The following is a 16636-nucleotide window of genomic DNA, read 5'->3' on the forward strand; positions in this document are numbered from 1 at the left end:
CTTATGAATCAACCCCTACCATAACAGAAGTCGCCTTTATGATGGCATATGCATCTGACCCAACTTCCAGCTTTAAATCATTTACTGATGCCATGGAAATCGTGGCAGATATAAAATTACCCCCTCCGATGTCTATGGTTACAATTGCATTCACTGCACCGGACTCAATCTCTACAACCTTACCCTTTAACTGATTTCTGGCACTTAGTTTCATATCATCAGCCTCCCTCTTAATCGTATTATTTTTATTCATAATAATTATTTTCCTCATATTTGTCAATCTATTTCATGAATACCTAATAAAATTAAGACAAAAGCAAAAGATCTTCCTTTGGAAATTTTAAATATAATGGGATTGTCTCCATTTCTTCCGCTTCATATTCTTTCTTTTCCCTGATCCACCAGATTTTGGCAGATGACAGTCTGGAAGCGTTCTGAACTAAATATTGCCGCTGAAAGGTTGTATGGGCACTTCCTGCAAGAGAAATTTTCATTGTGTTTTCTTCCTCAGGATTGTCCACTGGCACCAGGTTGTGGCCTCTAATCCCGATATAATGAATGGAATCTCTAATGGGCTCGGCTGTTTTCAGTTTTATATCCCATTCCTGTGCATAAAGTTCATATTCACTGATTCGTTCTATTGGCGAAATATTTTTGCAGCCAGTCAGTCTTGCCGCTTCCACTTTTAATGGTTTTCGAAATATATCCTTAGTGAGTCCTTTTACTACACTTTCGCCATTGGATAACAATATCATATGGCCGCAGAACCGGTAAATCTCGTCTCTGGAATGAGAAACAAACAGCACATCTCCATTAAATTCCTTTAAAAGTTCCAGCATCTCCAGCTGAAGGGTATCTTTTAGAAAACCATCCAAAGCAGAAAAGGGTTCGTCTAACAAAATCATATCCGGTTTACATAAAAGCATCCGTGCCAGCGCCACACGCTGCTGCTGGCCTCCTGACAACTGAGAGGGAAGGCGTTTTTCCAGACCCTGCAGCTGAAAACGTTCCATCTGTTCTAAAACCTGAATCCGCTTTTCCTTCTCCCTTCCTGCCAGGGAAATTTTTAAATTCTCCTCCACAGTCATGGTGGGAAACAGTGCATAGTTTTGAAACAGATAACCGACATGGCGTTCTCTTGCCGGGAGATTGATGCCTTTTTCCGAATCAAAAAGCACCCTTCCATTGTGGACGATCCTGCCGCTGTCCGGTTTTTCAATCCCTGCCACACATTTTAAAGTCATACTTTTTCCGCAGCCGGAAGCCCCTAATATTCCCATGCATCCGCCGTCAGTTTCAAATTCCACGTCCAGATGAAATCCGTGAAATTTTTTTATAATCCTTACCTCCAGCGACATGTCAGGCCCACCCGCTTCCATTTTTTATTTTTTTTCCGGATATGATGTTCATTGCTGCGACGATAAAGAAAGATAACAAAACGATTACCAGTACCCAGAATCCTGCTGTATCCCAGTTTCCTGCAGTCACTTCCGTAGCAATTGCCACTGATACCGTTCTTGTCTTACCCAGTATATTTCCTGCCAGCATGGTAGTCGCTCCGTATTCTCCTATGGCTCTTGCGAAGGAAAGCACCGTACCGGATGCCAGTCCCGGGGCTGCTATGGGGACCACGATTTTCCAGAAAATTTTACTTTCTGACAACCCAAGAGTCCTTCCTGCCTGTATCATGGTTACATCTACCTGTTCAAACGCGGCTCTGGCATTGCGGTACATAAGAGGAAAGGCTATGACAAATGCCGCCATAACGCATCCCGGCCATGTCTGTACCATCTTGATGTCAAAGTTTTCCAGAAGATATCTACCAAATGGTCTGCGCAGACTGAAGATCAGAAGGAGAAAAAAGCCTGCCACAGTCGGAGGGAGCACAAGGGGAAGTGTAAGAATCCCGTCCGCAATGGCTTTTGCCGTATTATTCAGCTTCATAATCTGCCTCGCTGCACCGATTCCCAAAAAGAAGGTCAGTACAGTAGCCACAATTCCTGTTTTCAAAGACAGATAGAGAGGACTCCAGTCGATGGTTTTCAGTAATTCCCCCAATGCATTTCACCTCCTTCTTACTGTTGTTTTATTCTGTATATTTAGCAAATCCTGCATCTGTAAAGAGCTTCATTACACTCTCATCGCTGGTTAAATAATCCTTAAATTCTGCTGCTGCTTTTTTCTGGTCCTCGCTGGCTTCCTTGTCCTTGATTAAGCCTACCGGATAGACGGCCGGATCAATCTTTGCTTTATCCGCTTCTGCTATAATCTCCACTTTGTCCGGCATGGAAGCGGCGTCTGTGGCATAAACCACGCCTACCTCATTGCTTCCTTCTGCAACTGCTGTTAAAACTGCGGTGACATTGGCACCTTCGTTGATCTCCATCTTCATAACCTGGTCCAGTATCCCCATGTTGGTGAAAAGCTTTCTGGCATACTGTCCAACCGGCACATCCTCTCCTGCAAGTGCAAGACTGGAAGCCGACGTAATATTTTCGAATCCGGTAACTGTCGTCTTTCCGCCCTTTGGCTTAATAAGAACCACTTGATTCATGAGAAGGCTTGTATCAGACCCTTCCTCTACGAAACCTCCTTCTTTTAACGCATTCATCTGCTTGGGTGCTGCAGAAAAGAAAATATCGCACTGGGCACCTTCCTCAATCTGTTTCTGAAGCGTGCCTGAACTGTCCGCATTGTAAATGATAGTTACTCCCGGGTGTTCGCTTTCATAATTTTCCTTGATTTTTTCCATGGTGTTTTTCAGACTTGCTGCAATAAATACATACACATCAACAGCCTTTGTCTCCTCTGCCTTAGTGGTTTGAACAGCAGTCGTCGTTTCCTGTGCCGGTTTTGATGACTGTGATTCTGCCGCTGCAGACTGGGAAGCTGGAACCGTTTTTGGGCCTGCCTGACCGCAGCCTGAAAGCAGTCCTCCAATCAATGACACCGCCATCATAATCCTCAGTAATTTTTTTCCTTTTTTCATTTTTTTCCTCCTTTTTTTAGAGGAGCAATCCACACAGGCTGCTCCTGATTCTTTGGTACTGTGTTTCATTATGTTTTGTTCTGTTTCGGTCTGTTTTGTTATGATTAGTTTATTTTATATGATCCATAATTAAAAGTCAATATCCCTTCATCTTCAGATTATTTCTTAAATTCCATGAAATATTAATTAATTTTTTCAACATACAAACCATCACGTTTGATTGACAAAAAATAAACCATGTTATAACATAAATAATAATGAGAACAGGGGAAAAGAGGATATGACATGGAAAAAATTTACAGACCCCAGGAAGTGGCGGATCAGCTTAAAATCAAGAAGGCAACCGTATACGAACTAATTAAGCGGGGAGAATTAAAATCTGCAAAAGTGGGCAAGCAGATCCGGATCAGCCAGGATCAGCTGGATGAATATTTAACAAGAACAAATCAGACGGGACAACCCGCAGGTCTTACTGATGCGCTGCCTCCTGTCATGGACATACCCCGTTTTTCGGCCGACCAGGCCAGCAGGCAGATGGATTACCTTCTTCACACAAACGGACTTATTATAAACAGCCAGGAATCCAGAACTGTTGAGCTGCTCCGCAGCCTGTTAAGCCAGAGAGAAAACAGCCTGCCCCTTCTTCATTCCTATATGAACGATTACAACAGCCTGTATTCCCTTTATTATGAAAAAACGCATATGGCACTCACCTGTTTTTGTTTCCGGCAGTTTGAGGAGAGGATCGGCCAGATCAGCCATTTTCTTCCCGGAATAGAAGCTGCTGTCATCCATATCTGTACGCTAAAAACAGGCTTTTTTGTTCAAAAGGGAAACCCGAAAAAAATAAACAGCTTAAAAGATTTATGCCGCTCCGATATCAGATTTTTAAACCGCGAGAAGGGAAACGGCTTACGGATTTATTTAGACCGGCTGCTGACAGAGCAAAAAACAGACAGGTCCTTCATCCCGGGTTACAGTGATGAAAGCCTGTCCCATATGTCTTCAGCCAATACAGTTGCCTCCGGACTTGCCGATGTCAGCATGGGAGATTTTTCCCATCTGGCTGCATATCCACAGCTGGAATTCATCCCTTTAACGGAGGCCTCCATGGACCTGGTTATTCTTAAGTCTGCCATGGAACAGACCTGTTTCGCCTCCATCCTTGAGACAATCAATTCCAGAGAATTTAAGGACAGTCTCCTGCACTTTAACGGTTATGAAACCTTTCATACAGGAGAAGTCCAATTTACAGTTCCTTAAATTTTTCCAGCCTCTCTTAAGCGGAAAATCACAAAAAACGTACCTCCCACGGCACACAGCAGCCCGCCGCAGAGCATGGCAAAGGAAAGATCCGCTGCTGCCGCCTTCCCAAAAATCAGGTTGGTCCCTGTCCCGCAGGCCTCGCCGATTACCGCATAGATGCTAAGAACCGTAGCCCGGTCAGAAGAAGTAACCCGTCGGTTTTGCAGTTCTGCCTTTAACGGAGTAAACAGACAGGTGGCCAGTCTGAGAAGAATGATGCATAAAACGGAAATGACACCGCTTTTCGTACTGGAAAGAATCAGGCAGGAGATACTGCCGCAAAAAAACAGGGCGATGGAAAAAGGTAGAATCCCCATTTTCCTGTTCATTCGAAAAGACCACATACCACCTGCCATGCCTGACAGGGTAACCACGATATAAACAAAGCCCATTGTCTTTGGCTCCATGCCGCTTTTTACATACTGCAGCTGGTTTAAAAATACAGTAATGGTCTGGTTCGTCTCCTCAAGAAGTGTAATTCCCACCATACCAAGAAGAAAATACCGGTCTTTTACCACATCGAAAAAGGTACGAAAAAAATGCTTTCTGCTTTTTTTCTCTTTCTCCGGCTCCTTCACTTCTTTTAATCCAAAAACAAGAACAGCTGCCACACCATAAGCGGCCATAGTGAGAAAGCCTGCCAGCCTGTAATTATTTCCAATGAAAATGGAATAGGAAAGGGAAGCAGCAAGAAGCCCTGCCATGCCGAAAGACTGATAAACACCAAATGTCTGCTGGCTTTCTCCTTCCCGGCTGGAAAGATAAAGTATGCTGGTATCGCAGCCTGACATCCCGGCCATCACCACACTGAGCAGCACCCTCTCAAGCAAAAATCCCCCGAACCCATCCGCTCTCCAGAATACCGCCTTGGAAATAAAATAAACGGCACAGGTAATAATCATGGTCTTTCTGTACCCGATCCGGTCCGCAACCATCCCCCAGGGCATCTCCAGTGCAATGCAAAGAGCCAGGGAAATGCTCTCAATTACAGTAATCTCAAACACACTGACACCTGCTGCCTGTCTGTAAAGAGTCGCAACGGGTCCATAAAATACCAGTCCCTGTAAAAAGGAAATGGCATAAAGTAAATATATATTCTGTCTATATATCATATTTTCTCCAATGATCTAAAATTAGTAGAATAAAAGGCACCAAAAATAAGCTCTGTTTAAAACAGCGCTTTTTTAATCCAAAAATTATATCAACTTTTTCTACGTGGGATCATATGATGAGAAAATAGATAATGGCATTAATCTGCCCTCCGGGTTCAGTGAAGAATTATTTCAGTCAGTATATCATGAAACCGGACTTCTGTAAAGAAGAGACAAACTCTTAGTAACAATTGACAGTATTATTAAAGAGGAGTAAGATAAATTTTGTTGATCTTATATAAATATAAGGAGGGGTTAGTATGGATTACAGATTTTTATTGAATCTCACAATTATTCTTTTAAGCACTAAGGTTTTAGGTCTTGTCACCAGAAAATTTCATATGCCTCAGGTGGTCGGTGCGCTGTTAGCAGGAGTCATTATGGGTCCGGCCGTGACAGGCACGCTGCATGAAACCGAGTTTCTGGATAAACTGGCTGAAATCGGTGTGATTGTTCTCATGTTCTGTGCCGGTCTGGAAACGGATACAAAGGAATTAAAAAAAAGCGGTAAATCAGCGTTTATCATCGCTCTGATTGGTGTCATTGTGCCTCTGTTTGGCGGTTTCGCAGTGGCTTGCTTCTTTAACCGCCCGGGAATGATCGAATCAGACGCTTCCTGTTCTCTGTTTCTTCAGAATATGTTTATCGGAGTCATTCTCACTGCGACTTCTGTAAGTATTACGGCGGAAACCCTGAAAGAAATCGGAAAAATAAAAACCCACTCGGGCAATGCCATACTGGGAGCTGCCATAATCGATGATGTACTTGGTATCATCGCACTCACCATCATCACCAGCACAACCGATCCAAACGTCAATCTGTTTGCTGTTTTATTAAAAATTGCTGCATTCTTTGTCTTTTCTGCCATTGGCGGTGTTCTGATCTATAAAGCATATTCCCGTTGGAGCAACAACGCGGAACGGGGCCTCCAGCGCCACGCCATAGCTGCCTTCTCTCTCTGTCTTCTTATGTCTTACATAGCGGAACACTTTTTCGGTGTAGCCGATATTACAGGGGCCTATATCGCCGGAGTCATCATATCCAACACCCAGAAATCCCAGTTTTTAACTTCAAAATTTGACACTCTGTCCTATCTTCTGCTTTCACCGGTATTCTTTGCAAGCATTGGTCTTAAAGTGGAACTTCCTCCCATGACCCCTGCCATCGTTCTCTTTGCAGTTCTTTTAACTCTCACTGCCATATTAACCAAAGTAATTGGCTGCGGAATCGGTGCAAAACTCTGCGGTTATAAAAATTATCAAAGCATTCGGATTGGAGTGGGAATGATCTCCAGAGGTGAAGTCGCGCTTATTGTGGCTGGTAAAGGACAGCAGCTAGGGCTCCTCAGCGGAGATTTTCTTGGACCAGTCGTCCTTGTTGTCATTATTACCACCATTATCACTCCCATTATATTAAAACCTGTTTTCCGTCTTGGGCCCTCTGTCCCCTTTACAGAAACCAGGCTGGGAGAAAACTACGAGGAGGTTTCAAAGTACCGGTAATTTATTAACAAAAGTCTAACAGGCTTTTAGTTGCAATCGCAACTATTTTTGTGTTATACTTAATATATAACAGAGCCGGAGAGGCAGGACACGGCTTTTTGGCTATTTTACTCCTATGTCCCCCGGCTCAAAAAAAAACGGACAACAGGAGGTATTCACTTGAACAAAAATTAAAGGAAAAAATTATTGAATCCCTTTCATCTGTTCTGCCCGTTACATGCATTGTGCTGGTTTTGTGTATAACAATTACACCTATGCCGCTTGATCCGCTGATGCTGTTTCTGGTAGGTGCAGCTTTACTCATTGTCGGAATGGGCTTTTTTACTCTTGGTGCAGATATGTCCATGATGATCATCGGAGAAAAAACAGGAAGCCATCTGTCAAAATCAAAAAAACTTCCCATTATTGTTTTTGCCTGCTTCATTATTGGTTTTATCATTACCATCGCAGAACCGGACCTTCAGGTTCTGGCCGGACAGACTCCTGCCGTGCCTGATATGGTGCTGATTCTTTTTGTAGCAGCCGGTGTGGGAATCTTCCTTGCCCTGGCCTTTTTAAGAATTTTGTTTGGCTGGAACTTGTCAAAGCTTCTTCTGATCTGCTACGGAATACTTTTTGTTACAGCCATTTTTGTACCAAAAGATTTTCTGGCTGTGGCTTTTGATTCAGGAGGGGTGACTACCGGGCCAATTACAGTTCCATTTATCATGGCTCTGGGCGTCGGACTTTCCTCTGCCGGCAGAAGTAAAAATTCCGGCAGCGACAGCTTTGGTCTTGTGGCCCTCTGCTCAGTAGGACCGGTTATCTCAGTTATGATTCTTGGATTGCTCTACGGTTCCTCTTCCAGCAGCTATGAGCCCACGGTAATTCCTGCTTTCACCGATTCCCAGGATCTGTGGCTGGCTTTTCAGCATGAATTCCCGGTTTATGCAAAAGAAGTATTTCTGGCCTTGTTTCCCATTCTTCTGTTTTTTGTGGTTTTTCAGATATTCTTCTTAAAGCTCAGGCAGAGACAGGTAATTAAAATACTGATGGGTATTGTGTATTCCTACATTGGACTCACGCTTTTTTTAACCGGGGTCAACGTTGGCTTTATGCCGGCCGGTAATTACCTGGGAAAGCAGCTTGCCTCTCTTTCCTATAACTGGATTATGATTCCCATCGCCATGCTCATCGGTTACTACATTGTAAAGGCTGAACCGGCTGTTTTAGTATTAAATAAACAGGTGGAAGATATCACAGGAGGCTCTGTTTCCGAGAAAACCATGATGACAGGATTATCTGTGGGTATGTCTGTTTCACTGGGACTATCTGTCCTAAGAATTTTAACCGGTCTCCCCCTTCTTGCACTTTTGGTTCCCGGATATGCACTGGCACTTGGTCTGTCCTTTGTGGTACCGGACATTTTTACATCCATAGCATTTGACTCCGGCGGCGTGGCTTCCGGTCCCATGACAGCCACCTTCCTGCTTCCGTTTGCAATGGGTGCATGTGAAGCAGCGGGCGGAAACATTGTGACTGATGCCTTTGGCATAGTTGCCATGGTTGCCATGACACCCTTAATCACCATTCAGCTGATCGGGGTGATCTACCATTTCAAAACGAAAAAATCCGGTTCCTTCACCGGTATACCCACAATCGATATGGAACTGGAATTTATAGACTTAGGAAAGGAGGAAGCAGATGACTTCCAATCATAAAATTTACTGGATTACGGTCATTGCAGACCGTGGAAAAGGCGAAAAGGCTGCTTCCGTTTTCAAAGAATATCATCAGGAACTGCTTTTAAATGTCAGAGGCCATGGAACAGCCAGTTCAGCCATTAAAGATTGTCTCGGACTGGACGAACCGGAAAAGGACTTAATAATCGGAGTTGCCGATCAGTCAGCCTCCCATACCCTTTTATCTGCGCTTCATAAAAAACTGGAGCTGGATAAACCCGGATATGGCATCGTATTCACCATCTCATTGACCGGAATCAGCGCTGCGGCTTTCAATCTTCTGAAACCAGGCATAACGGGCAATCAGGAACATTTATCTACAGATTATCACAAGGAGGAACGTCCTATGTCAGATACAAACGCGTACGAGTTAATCGCATCCGTCATTCATACAGACCTTTCAACCCCTGTTATGGAGGCCGCACGAATTGCAGGATGCAAAGGCGGCACACTTATAAAGGCAAGAGAAATGGGCGGTGATTCTTCCAAAAAGCTGTTAGGAATGACAGTTTCAAATGAGAAAGAAATTCTTCTTATGCTGGTTCCCAAAACAGACAAACCGGCGATTTTAAAATCCATCTGTGAAACCGTATTAAAAGAAACCGGAGAGCACGCCATCACATTCTCTATTCCGGTTGATGATGTGGCAGGTTTAAACACACTTATAAAATAATAGGACCGGGTTTGTTGACACTTAGGCTTTGTGCTCTTATAATATATGTATTACACTTGTAAGAACAGGAGATTAAGTATGAGCCACCTTCCGCAAATTTCTGAAGCAGAATATGAAGTGATGAAGGTACTTTGGAGGTACGCTCCAATTAACACCAACGAGGTAACCGAAAAACTGACACAGACAACTGACTGGAATCCCAAGACGATTCACACCCTGTTAAAAAGGCTGGTGCAAAAGGGGGCTGTCACCTACACAAAAGAGAGCCGTGTATTCATTTATACTCCTCTTATTAAAGAGAACGACTATCTGAAGAAGGAAAACAGCCACTTTTTAAACCGGTTCTATAATGGCAGGATATCCGGTATGGTCACTAATTACATCAACAGCAATCATATATCTGACGAGGACTTAGCTGAACTGAAAAAGCTTCTTTTTAAAGAACATGGGGAGGAATCATAATGATGCTTCTTTCACTTATAACCCGACTTATGTTAAACTGCGTTGTTATAATTATAATAGCCGGAATCATCCCTCTGATAAAAAAGCTTCTTAAAAATCATCTTACCTGGAAAGCCCAATACAGAATCTGGTATTTACTGCTGTTTGTACTGATCTTTCCATTTCTCCCCTCCTCCATGATTTCTGCAGGTCACGGACTGGGTCTGTTTGGCCGGCTTGGAGACGGTATATCTCCAGTAAAAGCAGCTGCATCAGCTTCCTGTTATGGTGCTGATGTTTCCGGTTTTATTGAAGATTTCTCAATATCCGTCAGCCGCAGGGCAGTTCTTCATTTTCCTTCCGTTCTGCCATATATATGTGGACTTGGGATTGGTGTCATGTCAGTCCTGAATATTATTTCCAGCTTTAGAATCAGACAAATCACAAGGGCATCTCTTCCTCTGCAAAACAGGCAGATCAGACAGCTGTTTGACAGCTGCCGGCATGAACTCGGAATAAAGAAGAATATCCCGGTATACAGCAGTGCATATTTGAATTCACCCATAGCTGCCGGCTTTATAAAACCGGTAATCATTATTCCCATTCACATGCTGTCAGAATTTACTGAGAAAGAAATACGCTACATTTTTCTTCATGAGCTGTCACATATTAAACACGGAGATCTTTTTATTAACCGGCTGATAGCTCTCGCTCAAATCCTGTACTGGTATCATCCGGCAGTATGGCTTGGGTTAAAAGAGATGAGAAAGGATCAGGAAGTTGCCTGTGATTTATCGGTGCTTTCCAGGCTGGAAGAGAACAGCTATCTGGATTATGGCAGAACCCTGATTCGTTTCGCTGAAAATATGTCCAGGCGCCTCTCTCCCGCTGTCCAGATCGCAGGTTCTGAAAAGGAAATCCACAGGAGAATCCTTTGCATTGCTGCCTATCGGAAAGAATCCGGATGGGTGCGGTGGAAAAGCCGTTTTATTCTGGTCATTGCCGCTTTCCTGCTGTTTGCCTTTATGCCTGTCACGTCTGCAGCTGCATCCGGGGGGGCTTCTTACCCGTTTCATCCGGAACACATAAATCAGCTGGATTTAGACTCTTATTTCCATGGATATGAAGGAAGCTTTGTCCTCTACGAAGTCAATTCCAATCAATACCATATCTACAATCAGGAAGGGGCTGTAACCCGGATTTCCCCTGATTCCACTTATAAGATTTACAGCGCACTGTGCGCTCTGGAACACGGAGTCATTACCCCAGGTTCCTCTTACATAAAGTGGGATAAAACCCCCTACCCCTTTGATGCCTGGAATGAGGACCAGACCCTTGATACCGCTATGAACCACTCTGTTAACTGGTATTTTAAAGCTCTTGATGAAAAGAACGGTATGTCTGCCTTAAAAGACTGCATGATGCGCCTGGAATATGGAAATCAGGATTTATCCGGAGGACTTGGCAGCTACTGGCTGGAATCTTCTCTTAAAATCTCCCCGGCAGAGCAGGTGGAGCTCTTAGCCCGCCTTTCCCAGGGAACGCTTCCTTTTAAACCGGATCATATAAAAGCAGTGCAGGATTCCATTTACCTGTCCTCCAGCCAGGGTGTCTCTTTATATGGGAAAACGGGAACCGGAACAATAAACCGTCAAAGCATCAACGGCTGGTTTATCGGTTTTGCAAAATCCTGCAATGAGACCTATGTGTTCTCTACCAACATTCACAACGGCAGTTTTGCCGATGGACGTACCGCTGCAGCGATTACACTGGATATCTTAAACGACCGGAATATCTACAAACAATAAAACAGAGCTTAAGAAAGGAGAAGTTACTCCAGCCTTAAGCTCTGTCTTTTTCACTACTGTACCGGAAGATAGGAATCCAGTATCCGTTTATCCTTTCGCACTACATACCCGCTTCCGCCCCGGTTTTTCACATCCTCCACCATGCTGATAAGAAGCAGTGGTGATTTTGTATCCGGATCTGCGGTAAATACCGAAAACCAGCCTAGCTCCGTCCCCGTGGTATCCCCTTTTGAGGCTTTGATCTCTGCAGTTCCCGTCTTTCCTGCAAGCTTAATGTCAGATCTCATGATGGCATGACCGGTACCATGCTCCGAGCTTACAACCTTAATCAAATCCTCACGGACCAGATTGGCATTCTCAGCAGAGCAGGCTCCCTGAAGCCATATTTTGGGCGCAGCATTCTGTTCAGCCTTAAGAACAGGCTGGATGACATTCCCTTCATTGGCAAACATCGTATAAAGGGCAGCCAGATGTACCGGATTTACAAGCATCTGTCCCTGGCCATAGCCGCTGTCAGCCAGCTGCACTTCTGACTTAATCCGGTCTGAATTGGAATACTGGGACTGGGCAACGGAAATCTCAAACGGAAGGGGCTGGTTAAATCCCAGCTTATTAAGCCCTGCCATAAAATCATCATAGCCTATCTTTAAAGCCGCCTTTGCAAAATAAATATTGTTGGAATATATAAATGCATTTTCCAGATTAAGCGGACTGCTGTCATGAAGGGTGGTTACGTAATAGTTCCCCCAGCTCTCATCCTTTCTCCAGCTTAACCCTGTGCTTCCATAATCTTCATTGGGATCAATAGCGCCGCTTCCCAGTCCAACTACAGCAGTAATTGGCTTAAAGGAAGAACCCGGAGCAAACTTCTGGCGGAACCGGTTATAAAGAGGTTTTCGCTCATCATTATTTAAAGAATCCCATTTGTCTGCCGGCATCCCCAGAATAAAATCATTGTCATCGTAGGAGGGAGTGCTTACAAGAGCCAGAATCTCTCCTGTATGGGGATTCATGGCAACACTGCAGCTTTTATCTTCCTGGAACGTATCATAAATCGTGCTCTGAAGCGCGCTGTCAATGGTGAGCGTAATATCCGCACCGTCCGTTCTCGGTTTTACCGCAAGCTTTTTCTTACTATTTCCTGACGCATCTGCAATGAATATGGTACGGCCGTTTGTTCCCTTTAATTCCTTTTCATACAGTCCTTCCATACCGCTTTTTCCAATAACGCTGTCCGTTAAGTAATCTTCCCCCTTATGCTTTTCCAGATCCTCAGACGTCACATTCTGGACGTATCCGATCAGATGGGCTCCTTTTTCCTCCAGCGGGTAAGATCGCACGGCTGTATCTGTAATCAGCACTCCGGGAATGGTCAGAAGCTGTTCCTGAAGCTCTTTGTTCTTTTTGTCTTCTTCACTGGCATGTTCCGACTGAAGTTTAAAGTCATCCGCCTTCTTTAAGGTTTTCAGCGGAACAAAGGAATCTTCCTTTACCCATCCTGCAGACAGCTTTTTTTGTATGTTCTCCGGAGATATGGAAAGCAGTTCTCCCAGTTTTTCCACATCCTTGCCGGAATCCTGGCTCATTTTCCCCGGAACCAGACCAACAGAGGAGGCAGTACCCTTTCCAGCCAGCAGAAAACCGTTCCTGTCATAAATATTCCCTCTTTCCGCCTTATCCGTTACTACTTTGACTTTATCGGTTTTAGTAAGCTCCGGAAATATCATGCTGTCATTCCATTCCAGTTTATAGCCGGCTTTCTTCTCTTTTTTAAAAACCGCCTGATTGGAAAAACTGACTTCACCTGCCAGACTGTTTAAACTCATCTGATAAGTGACTGCTGCTTCCCCATCTTTTAAGTCAACGCCTGTTATTTCAGCCTTTATATCCTCTGCTTCAATTCCTTCATAAATATTCTTGTTTCTGGCAGTAAAATCCTCCAGACTGATATTTAGCTGGCTCTGCTGGTCAAGCATACCGTACATGGCCCCGTAATCTGCATGTTGTAAACTGGAGACATAATCTGTTAGGAGTGCATCCGGCTTCTTTTTTGACTCCTTTTTATTCTCATAACGGAGAAATAACATCCCTCCGGCCACACCAGTCACCAATATCAATAAGGTACAGACAGTGCTGAATACAAATCGTTTTATTCCCCGACTCATTCCATTCCTCCTTTAATCCGTACGAAGGTTATTGGATACACCGGAAGCCGTACCGGTCAGAATCTTTTCGGTATCTTCCAGATGGAAATAATAATTAAAAATATTTTTTCCCACGCCTACCACATTACCGGAGCTGTATCCGTTTGCAATTCTCACAGTTATGGCAATCTGAGGATTGACAAGGGGCGCATATCCAATAAACAGACCATGGTTGGGTTTTGTTTTTGATTCTTCTGCAGTACCGGTTTTTCCTGCTGCATCTATCTTTATATCTTTTAAGGTCGCATTGGATTTTACCAGCTCGTTCATACCTTTCGCCACATCATTCCATACAAATTCCGGTAAGTTAACCGTACTGCTTAAGGAAGGGGCAAAGGATTTCACCACTGTACCGTCTCCGTCTGTAATCTTGCCGATCATGGATAGCTGATAGCTTTGTCCGTGATTTGCCAGAGTAGCCGTATAACGTGCAATCTGGGAAGTAGTATAGTTATGGGTTCCCTGCCCAATGGAGGATGGAATCGCATACTGATCGGTCACATGAGGTTTTGCCTCCCCGATTTCAATTCCGGTGTTTTTATCCAGATCCAGAAGCTGGGCATATTTAATTAAGCTGCCCAGTCCCTTATCCTCTGAAAAACTGCCGTCTGCACCCGTTCCCAGCCTGTAGGTGATCTCCGACAGATATACATTACAGGAATTCTTCAGTGCATCCGCACTGGAAGAGATCACCCCGTGGCCGGCACGTTTCCAGCACCGCAGAGGCGGTTCTACCTTATCAAATGCACCGGTACATAAAACGCTGGTATCCGTCTGAATGACTCCTTCCGTTAATCCGGCAATTACCGTAACCGGCTTAAAGGTGGAACCGGGAGCCGTCAGCTGGCTGGTGGCCCGGTTGAAAAGAGGAAGGGACAAATCCTGTTCCAGCTGCTGGTAATAGGAGGTGTCCATCTGGTTTGCCAGCCGGTTATTATCATAGCCCGGATAGCTGACGCAGGCAATCACCTCTCCGTTCTGGGGATTTACCACAACTGCCGATCCGGAACATGGATTTAAAGCCAGCTGAGCCGGTGTGATCTCCAGATTGGTGATTTTCTTACGGATAAACTGCCAGGCACTTAACTGGCCATTCATCAGAAGGGGATAATCCGGATCATCCTTTGATAGAACTCCCTGTTCATAAAGCAGCTGTTCCGTCTCCTTTCCGCTTAAGGATCCCTCCCCGATCATCGCCTGATAAATTTTCTGTTCAAATTCCCGGTTTTCCGTTATATCCTTCAGCATCTTTTCTTCTGCAAGACGCTCTGCATCCTGGATCTCCGTATACTTTTCATTGTTTTCCAGACGGCTTAGATCCATATGGCCTGCTGCGATGGATTCAGTTAAGTACTGCCTCAGGCTCTTTTCCTTCCAGTCCCAGGTTCCGCTTCCGTTCAATAGAAACTGGTCTTTCCGAGCCTGACTGACCAGGAAATCCAAATATCCCTGCACCTCCGGACCAAGTGCCTGATAAGCAGCTCCGGACGCATCGAAGGCAGCTGACAGCTGACTAATCACTGCTTCCTTTTTCCGCTTAAAATCTCCGTATACCTTTTTTTCCAGATCCGATGCATTCTCTTCTTTTAACCGTTCCGTATCAATGACATGATTTTGAATCAGTGCATAGTACACCTCGTCAGAAGCAATGCGGATCTGGGATGCATCGGCAGCTTTTGGCATCTCAGCCCTTCTGGTTTCCACCATATTAGCCAGAAGAATTCCGGCAATCTGCTGTTTTAACATCTGATATACCGCATCCTGCAATCCCTTGTCCACTGTTAAATAAACATCCTTGCCGGTGCCCGGACTGCTGGTGATAACCGGTTCTGTCTTGGGATTTCCAACAACATCTGTATAGAATTCCTGGGTTCCATCCTGTCCCCGCAGCCACTCCTCCATGGATTTTTCAATCCCGCTTTTGCCGATTACCGACTGATTGGAGTAAATATTGTTGTTCTCACCAAGAGCCTCCAGCTCATCGGCTGATATTCCGCCTGTATATCCAAGTATGGAAGACATGCTTTCTCCGCCATAGTATACCCGGATGCTGCTGTTCTCCACATCGGCTCCCTGGAGACTGTGCTTTTGTTCCATCACTCCTACCATGGCTTTGTCTGATACATCAGAGGCCACAAGATATGGTAAGTATTTCCGATAGGAGTTTAATGACAGACCGTAACGGATGTTGGCAACCTGTAAGATCTCCTTGGCGCTCATCGTCTCAGGCAGTCCGTACTTCTTTTGCTCCTCTTGCGGATAGGACGAATCAATCATGAATTTCTTCTTTCCGCAAAGATCCTCCATAAGTTCTGCCGCTGTCTTCTGCGACTGCTCTTCTGTTAAATCCGTAACCTGGCTCTTTCCATAAAAATCTGCCTTAAACCTGCTCAGCTTCCAGCCGTCTACCGTATACTCATAGTTTCCTTCCTCATTCACCTTAATGGGAAGACTGACATTTAATTTATCCTCATCTCCTACAAGACCAATGAGCTGATAGGCGATTCCGTTTAATGCTTTCTGCTTCTCCTTCTGATTCTTATAATTCCCGGAATCTTCCAGAGTGATGTTATAGGAAAGACGGTTGGAAGCCAGCAGCGTTCCGTTCCTGTCATAGATGTTCCCTCTGTTGCCGGGAAGCCTCTGGGTCTTCATAATGGAGGTGATAAACTCTTCCTGACTGGCAGCCCCCTCCATGATCTGTAAATGATATAACCGTACGATCAGTGCCGATAATAAAAATCCAAAAAACATTCCCAATATCAATAATCTGGGAATCTGAAAGGAAATGTCTGGAAAGCTCTTATTCTTAAATAAATGACTGCGGCGCATAATTCTCCTT

At 44.5% G+C, this 16636-nt stretch carries 13 protein-coding genes; 6 read left to right on the top strand and 7 right to left on the bottom strand.

The window, feature by feature from the left end; genetic code table 11:
- Nucleotide 1: 1 nt before the first annotated feature.
- The 4 genes from DS742_RS08915 to modA are packed head-to-tail and all read right to left on the bottom strand — an operon-like array spanning nt 2 to nt 2989.
- Nucleotides 2-253, bottom strand: a complete 252-nt coding sequence (locus DS742_RS08915; protein WP_437126134.1) for a TOBE domain-containing protein — start codon at nt 251-253, stop codon at nt 2-4.
- Nucleotides 254-305: 52 nt separating this feature from the next.
- Nucleotides 306-1358, bottom strand: coding sequence for a sulfate/molybdate ABC transporter ATP-binding protein (locus tag DS742_RS08920; RefSeq protein ID WP_117416643.1), 1053 nt, complete (start codon nt 1356-1358; stop codon nt 306-308).
- A 1-nt stretch (nt 1359) separates the two neighbouring features.
- Nucleotides 1360-2058 (bottom strand): molybdate ABC transporter permease subunit, encoded by a 699-nt coding sequence (gene modB, locus DS742_RS08925; protein ID WP_117416644.1) that lies wholly within the window; start codon nt 2056-2058, stop codon nt 1360-1362.
- 28 nt (nt 2059-2086) lie between these two features.
- On the bottom strand, nt 2087-2989 hold the full coding sequence (gene modA, locus DS742_RS08930; RefSeq protein WP_117416645.1) for a molybdate ABC transporter substrate-binding protein: 903 nt from the start codon (nt 2987-2989) through the stop codon (nt 2087-2089).
- Between the two features lie 285 nt (nt 2990-3274).
- Here modA and DS742_RS08935 point away from each other — a divergent pair, with 285 nt between their 5' ends.
- Complete coding sequence (locus DS742_RS08935) at nt 3275-4252, top strand: substrate-binding domain-containing protein (RefSeq protein ID WP_117416646.1); 978 nt, start codon at nt 3275-3277, stop codon at nt 4250-4252.
- On the opposite strand, the gene DS742_RS08940 is transcribed toward DS742_RS08935, so the two are convergent.
- The gene (locus DS742_RS08940) at nt 4249-5406 is read right to left on the bottom strand and encodes an MFS transporter (protein WP_117416647.1); all 1158 of its coding nucleotides are present in this window, start codon (nt 5404-5406) and stop codon (nt 4249-4251) included. The genes DS742_RS08935 and DS742_RS08940 overlap by 4 nt on opposite strands.
- A gap of 299 nt (nt 5407-5705) precedes the next feature.
- Between DS742_RS08940 and DS742_RS08945 the strand changes: the two genes are divergently transcribed.
- The 5 genes from DS742_RS08945 (at nt 5706) to DS742_RS08965 (ending at nt 11590) form a co-directional block, all read left to right on the top strand.
- Nucleotides 5706-6947, top strand: coding sequence for a cation:proton antiporter (locus DS742_RS08945; protein WP_117416648.1), 1242 nt, complete (start codon nt 5706-5708; stop codon nt 6945-6947).
- 104 nt (nt 6948-7051) lie between these two features.
- On the top strand, nt 7052-8647 hold the full coding sequence (locus DS742_RS08950) for a DUF1538 domain-containing protein (RefSeq protein ID WP_117416686.1): 1596 nt from the start codon (nt 7052-7054) through the stop codon (nt 8645-8647).
- Nucleotides 8631-9341 carry a hypothetical protein gene (locus tag DS742_RS08955; RefSeq protein ID WP_117416649.1) on the top strand — a complete coding sequence of 237 codons (711 nt, stop codon included), beginning with the start codon at nt 8631-8633 and terminating at the stop codon, nt 9339-9341. Before DS742_RS08950 ends, DS742_RS08955 begins: the two co-directional genes overlap by 17 nt.
- Nucleotides 9342-9419: 78 nt before the next feature.
- The gene (locus DS742_RS08960) at nt 9420-9803 is read left to right on the top strand and encodes a BlaI/MecI/CopY family transcriptional regulator (RefSeq protein ID WP_117416650.1); all 384 of its coding nucleotides are present in this window, start codon (nt 9420-9422) and stop codon (nt 9801-9803) included.
- A complete protein-coding gene (locus DS742_RS08965; protein WP_117416651.1) occupies nt 9803-11590 on the top strand; it encodes a BlaR1 family beta-lactam sensor/signal transducer in 1788 nt (595 codons plus the stop codon). The genes DS742_RS08960 and DS742_RS08965 overlap by 1 nt, the downstream gene beginning before the upstream one ends.
- A 53-nt stretch (nt 11591-11643) precedes the next feature.
- On the opposite strand, the gene DS742_RS08970 is transcribed toward DS742_RS08965, so the two are convergent.
- Together DS742_RS08970 and DS742_RS08975 are read right to left on the bottom strand one after the other, a co-directional pair.
- Nucleotides 11644-13755, bottom strand: a complete 2112-nt coding sequence (locus DS742_RS08970) for a penicillin-binding transpeptidase domain-containing protein (RefSeq protein ID WP_117416652.1) — start codon at nt 13753-13755, stop codon at nt 11644-11646.
- Between the two features lie 12 nt (nt 13756-13767).
- On the bottom strand, nt 13768-16626 hold the full coding sequence (locus DS742_RS08975; RefSeq protein WP_117416654.1) for a penicillin-binding transpeptidase domain-containing protein: 2859 nt from the start codon (nt 16624-16626) through the stop codon (nt 13768-13770).
- Between the last annotated feature and the right edge of the window lie 10 nt (nt 16627-16636).

Origin of the sequence: Lacrimispora amygdalina (assembly GCF_003432035.1) — a bacterium.
In the GTDB taxonomy this organism is placed as follows: domain Bacteria; phylum Bacillota; class Clostridia; order Lachnospirales; family Lachnospiraceae; genus Lacrimispora; species Lacrimispora amygdalina.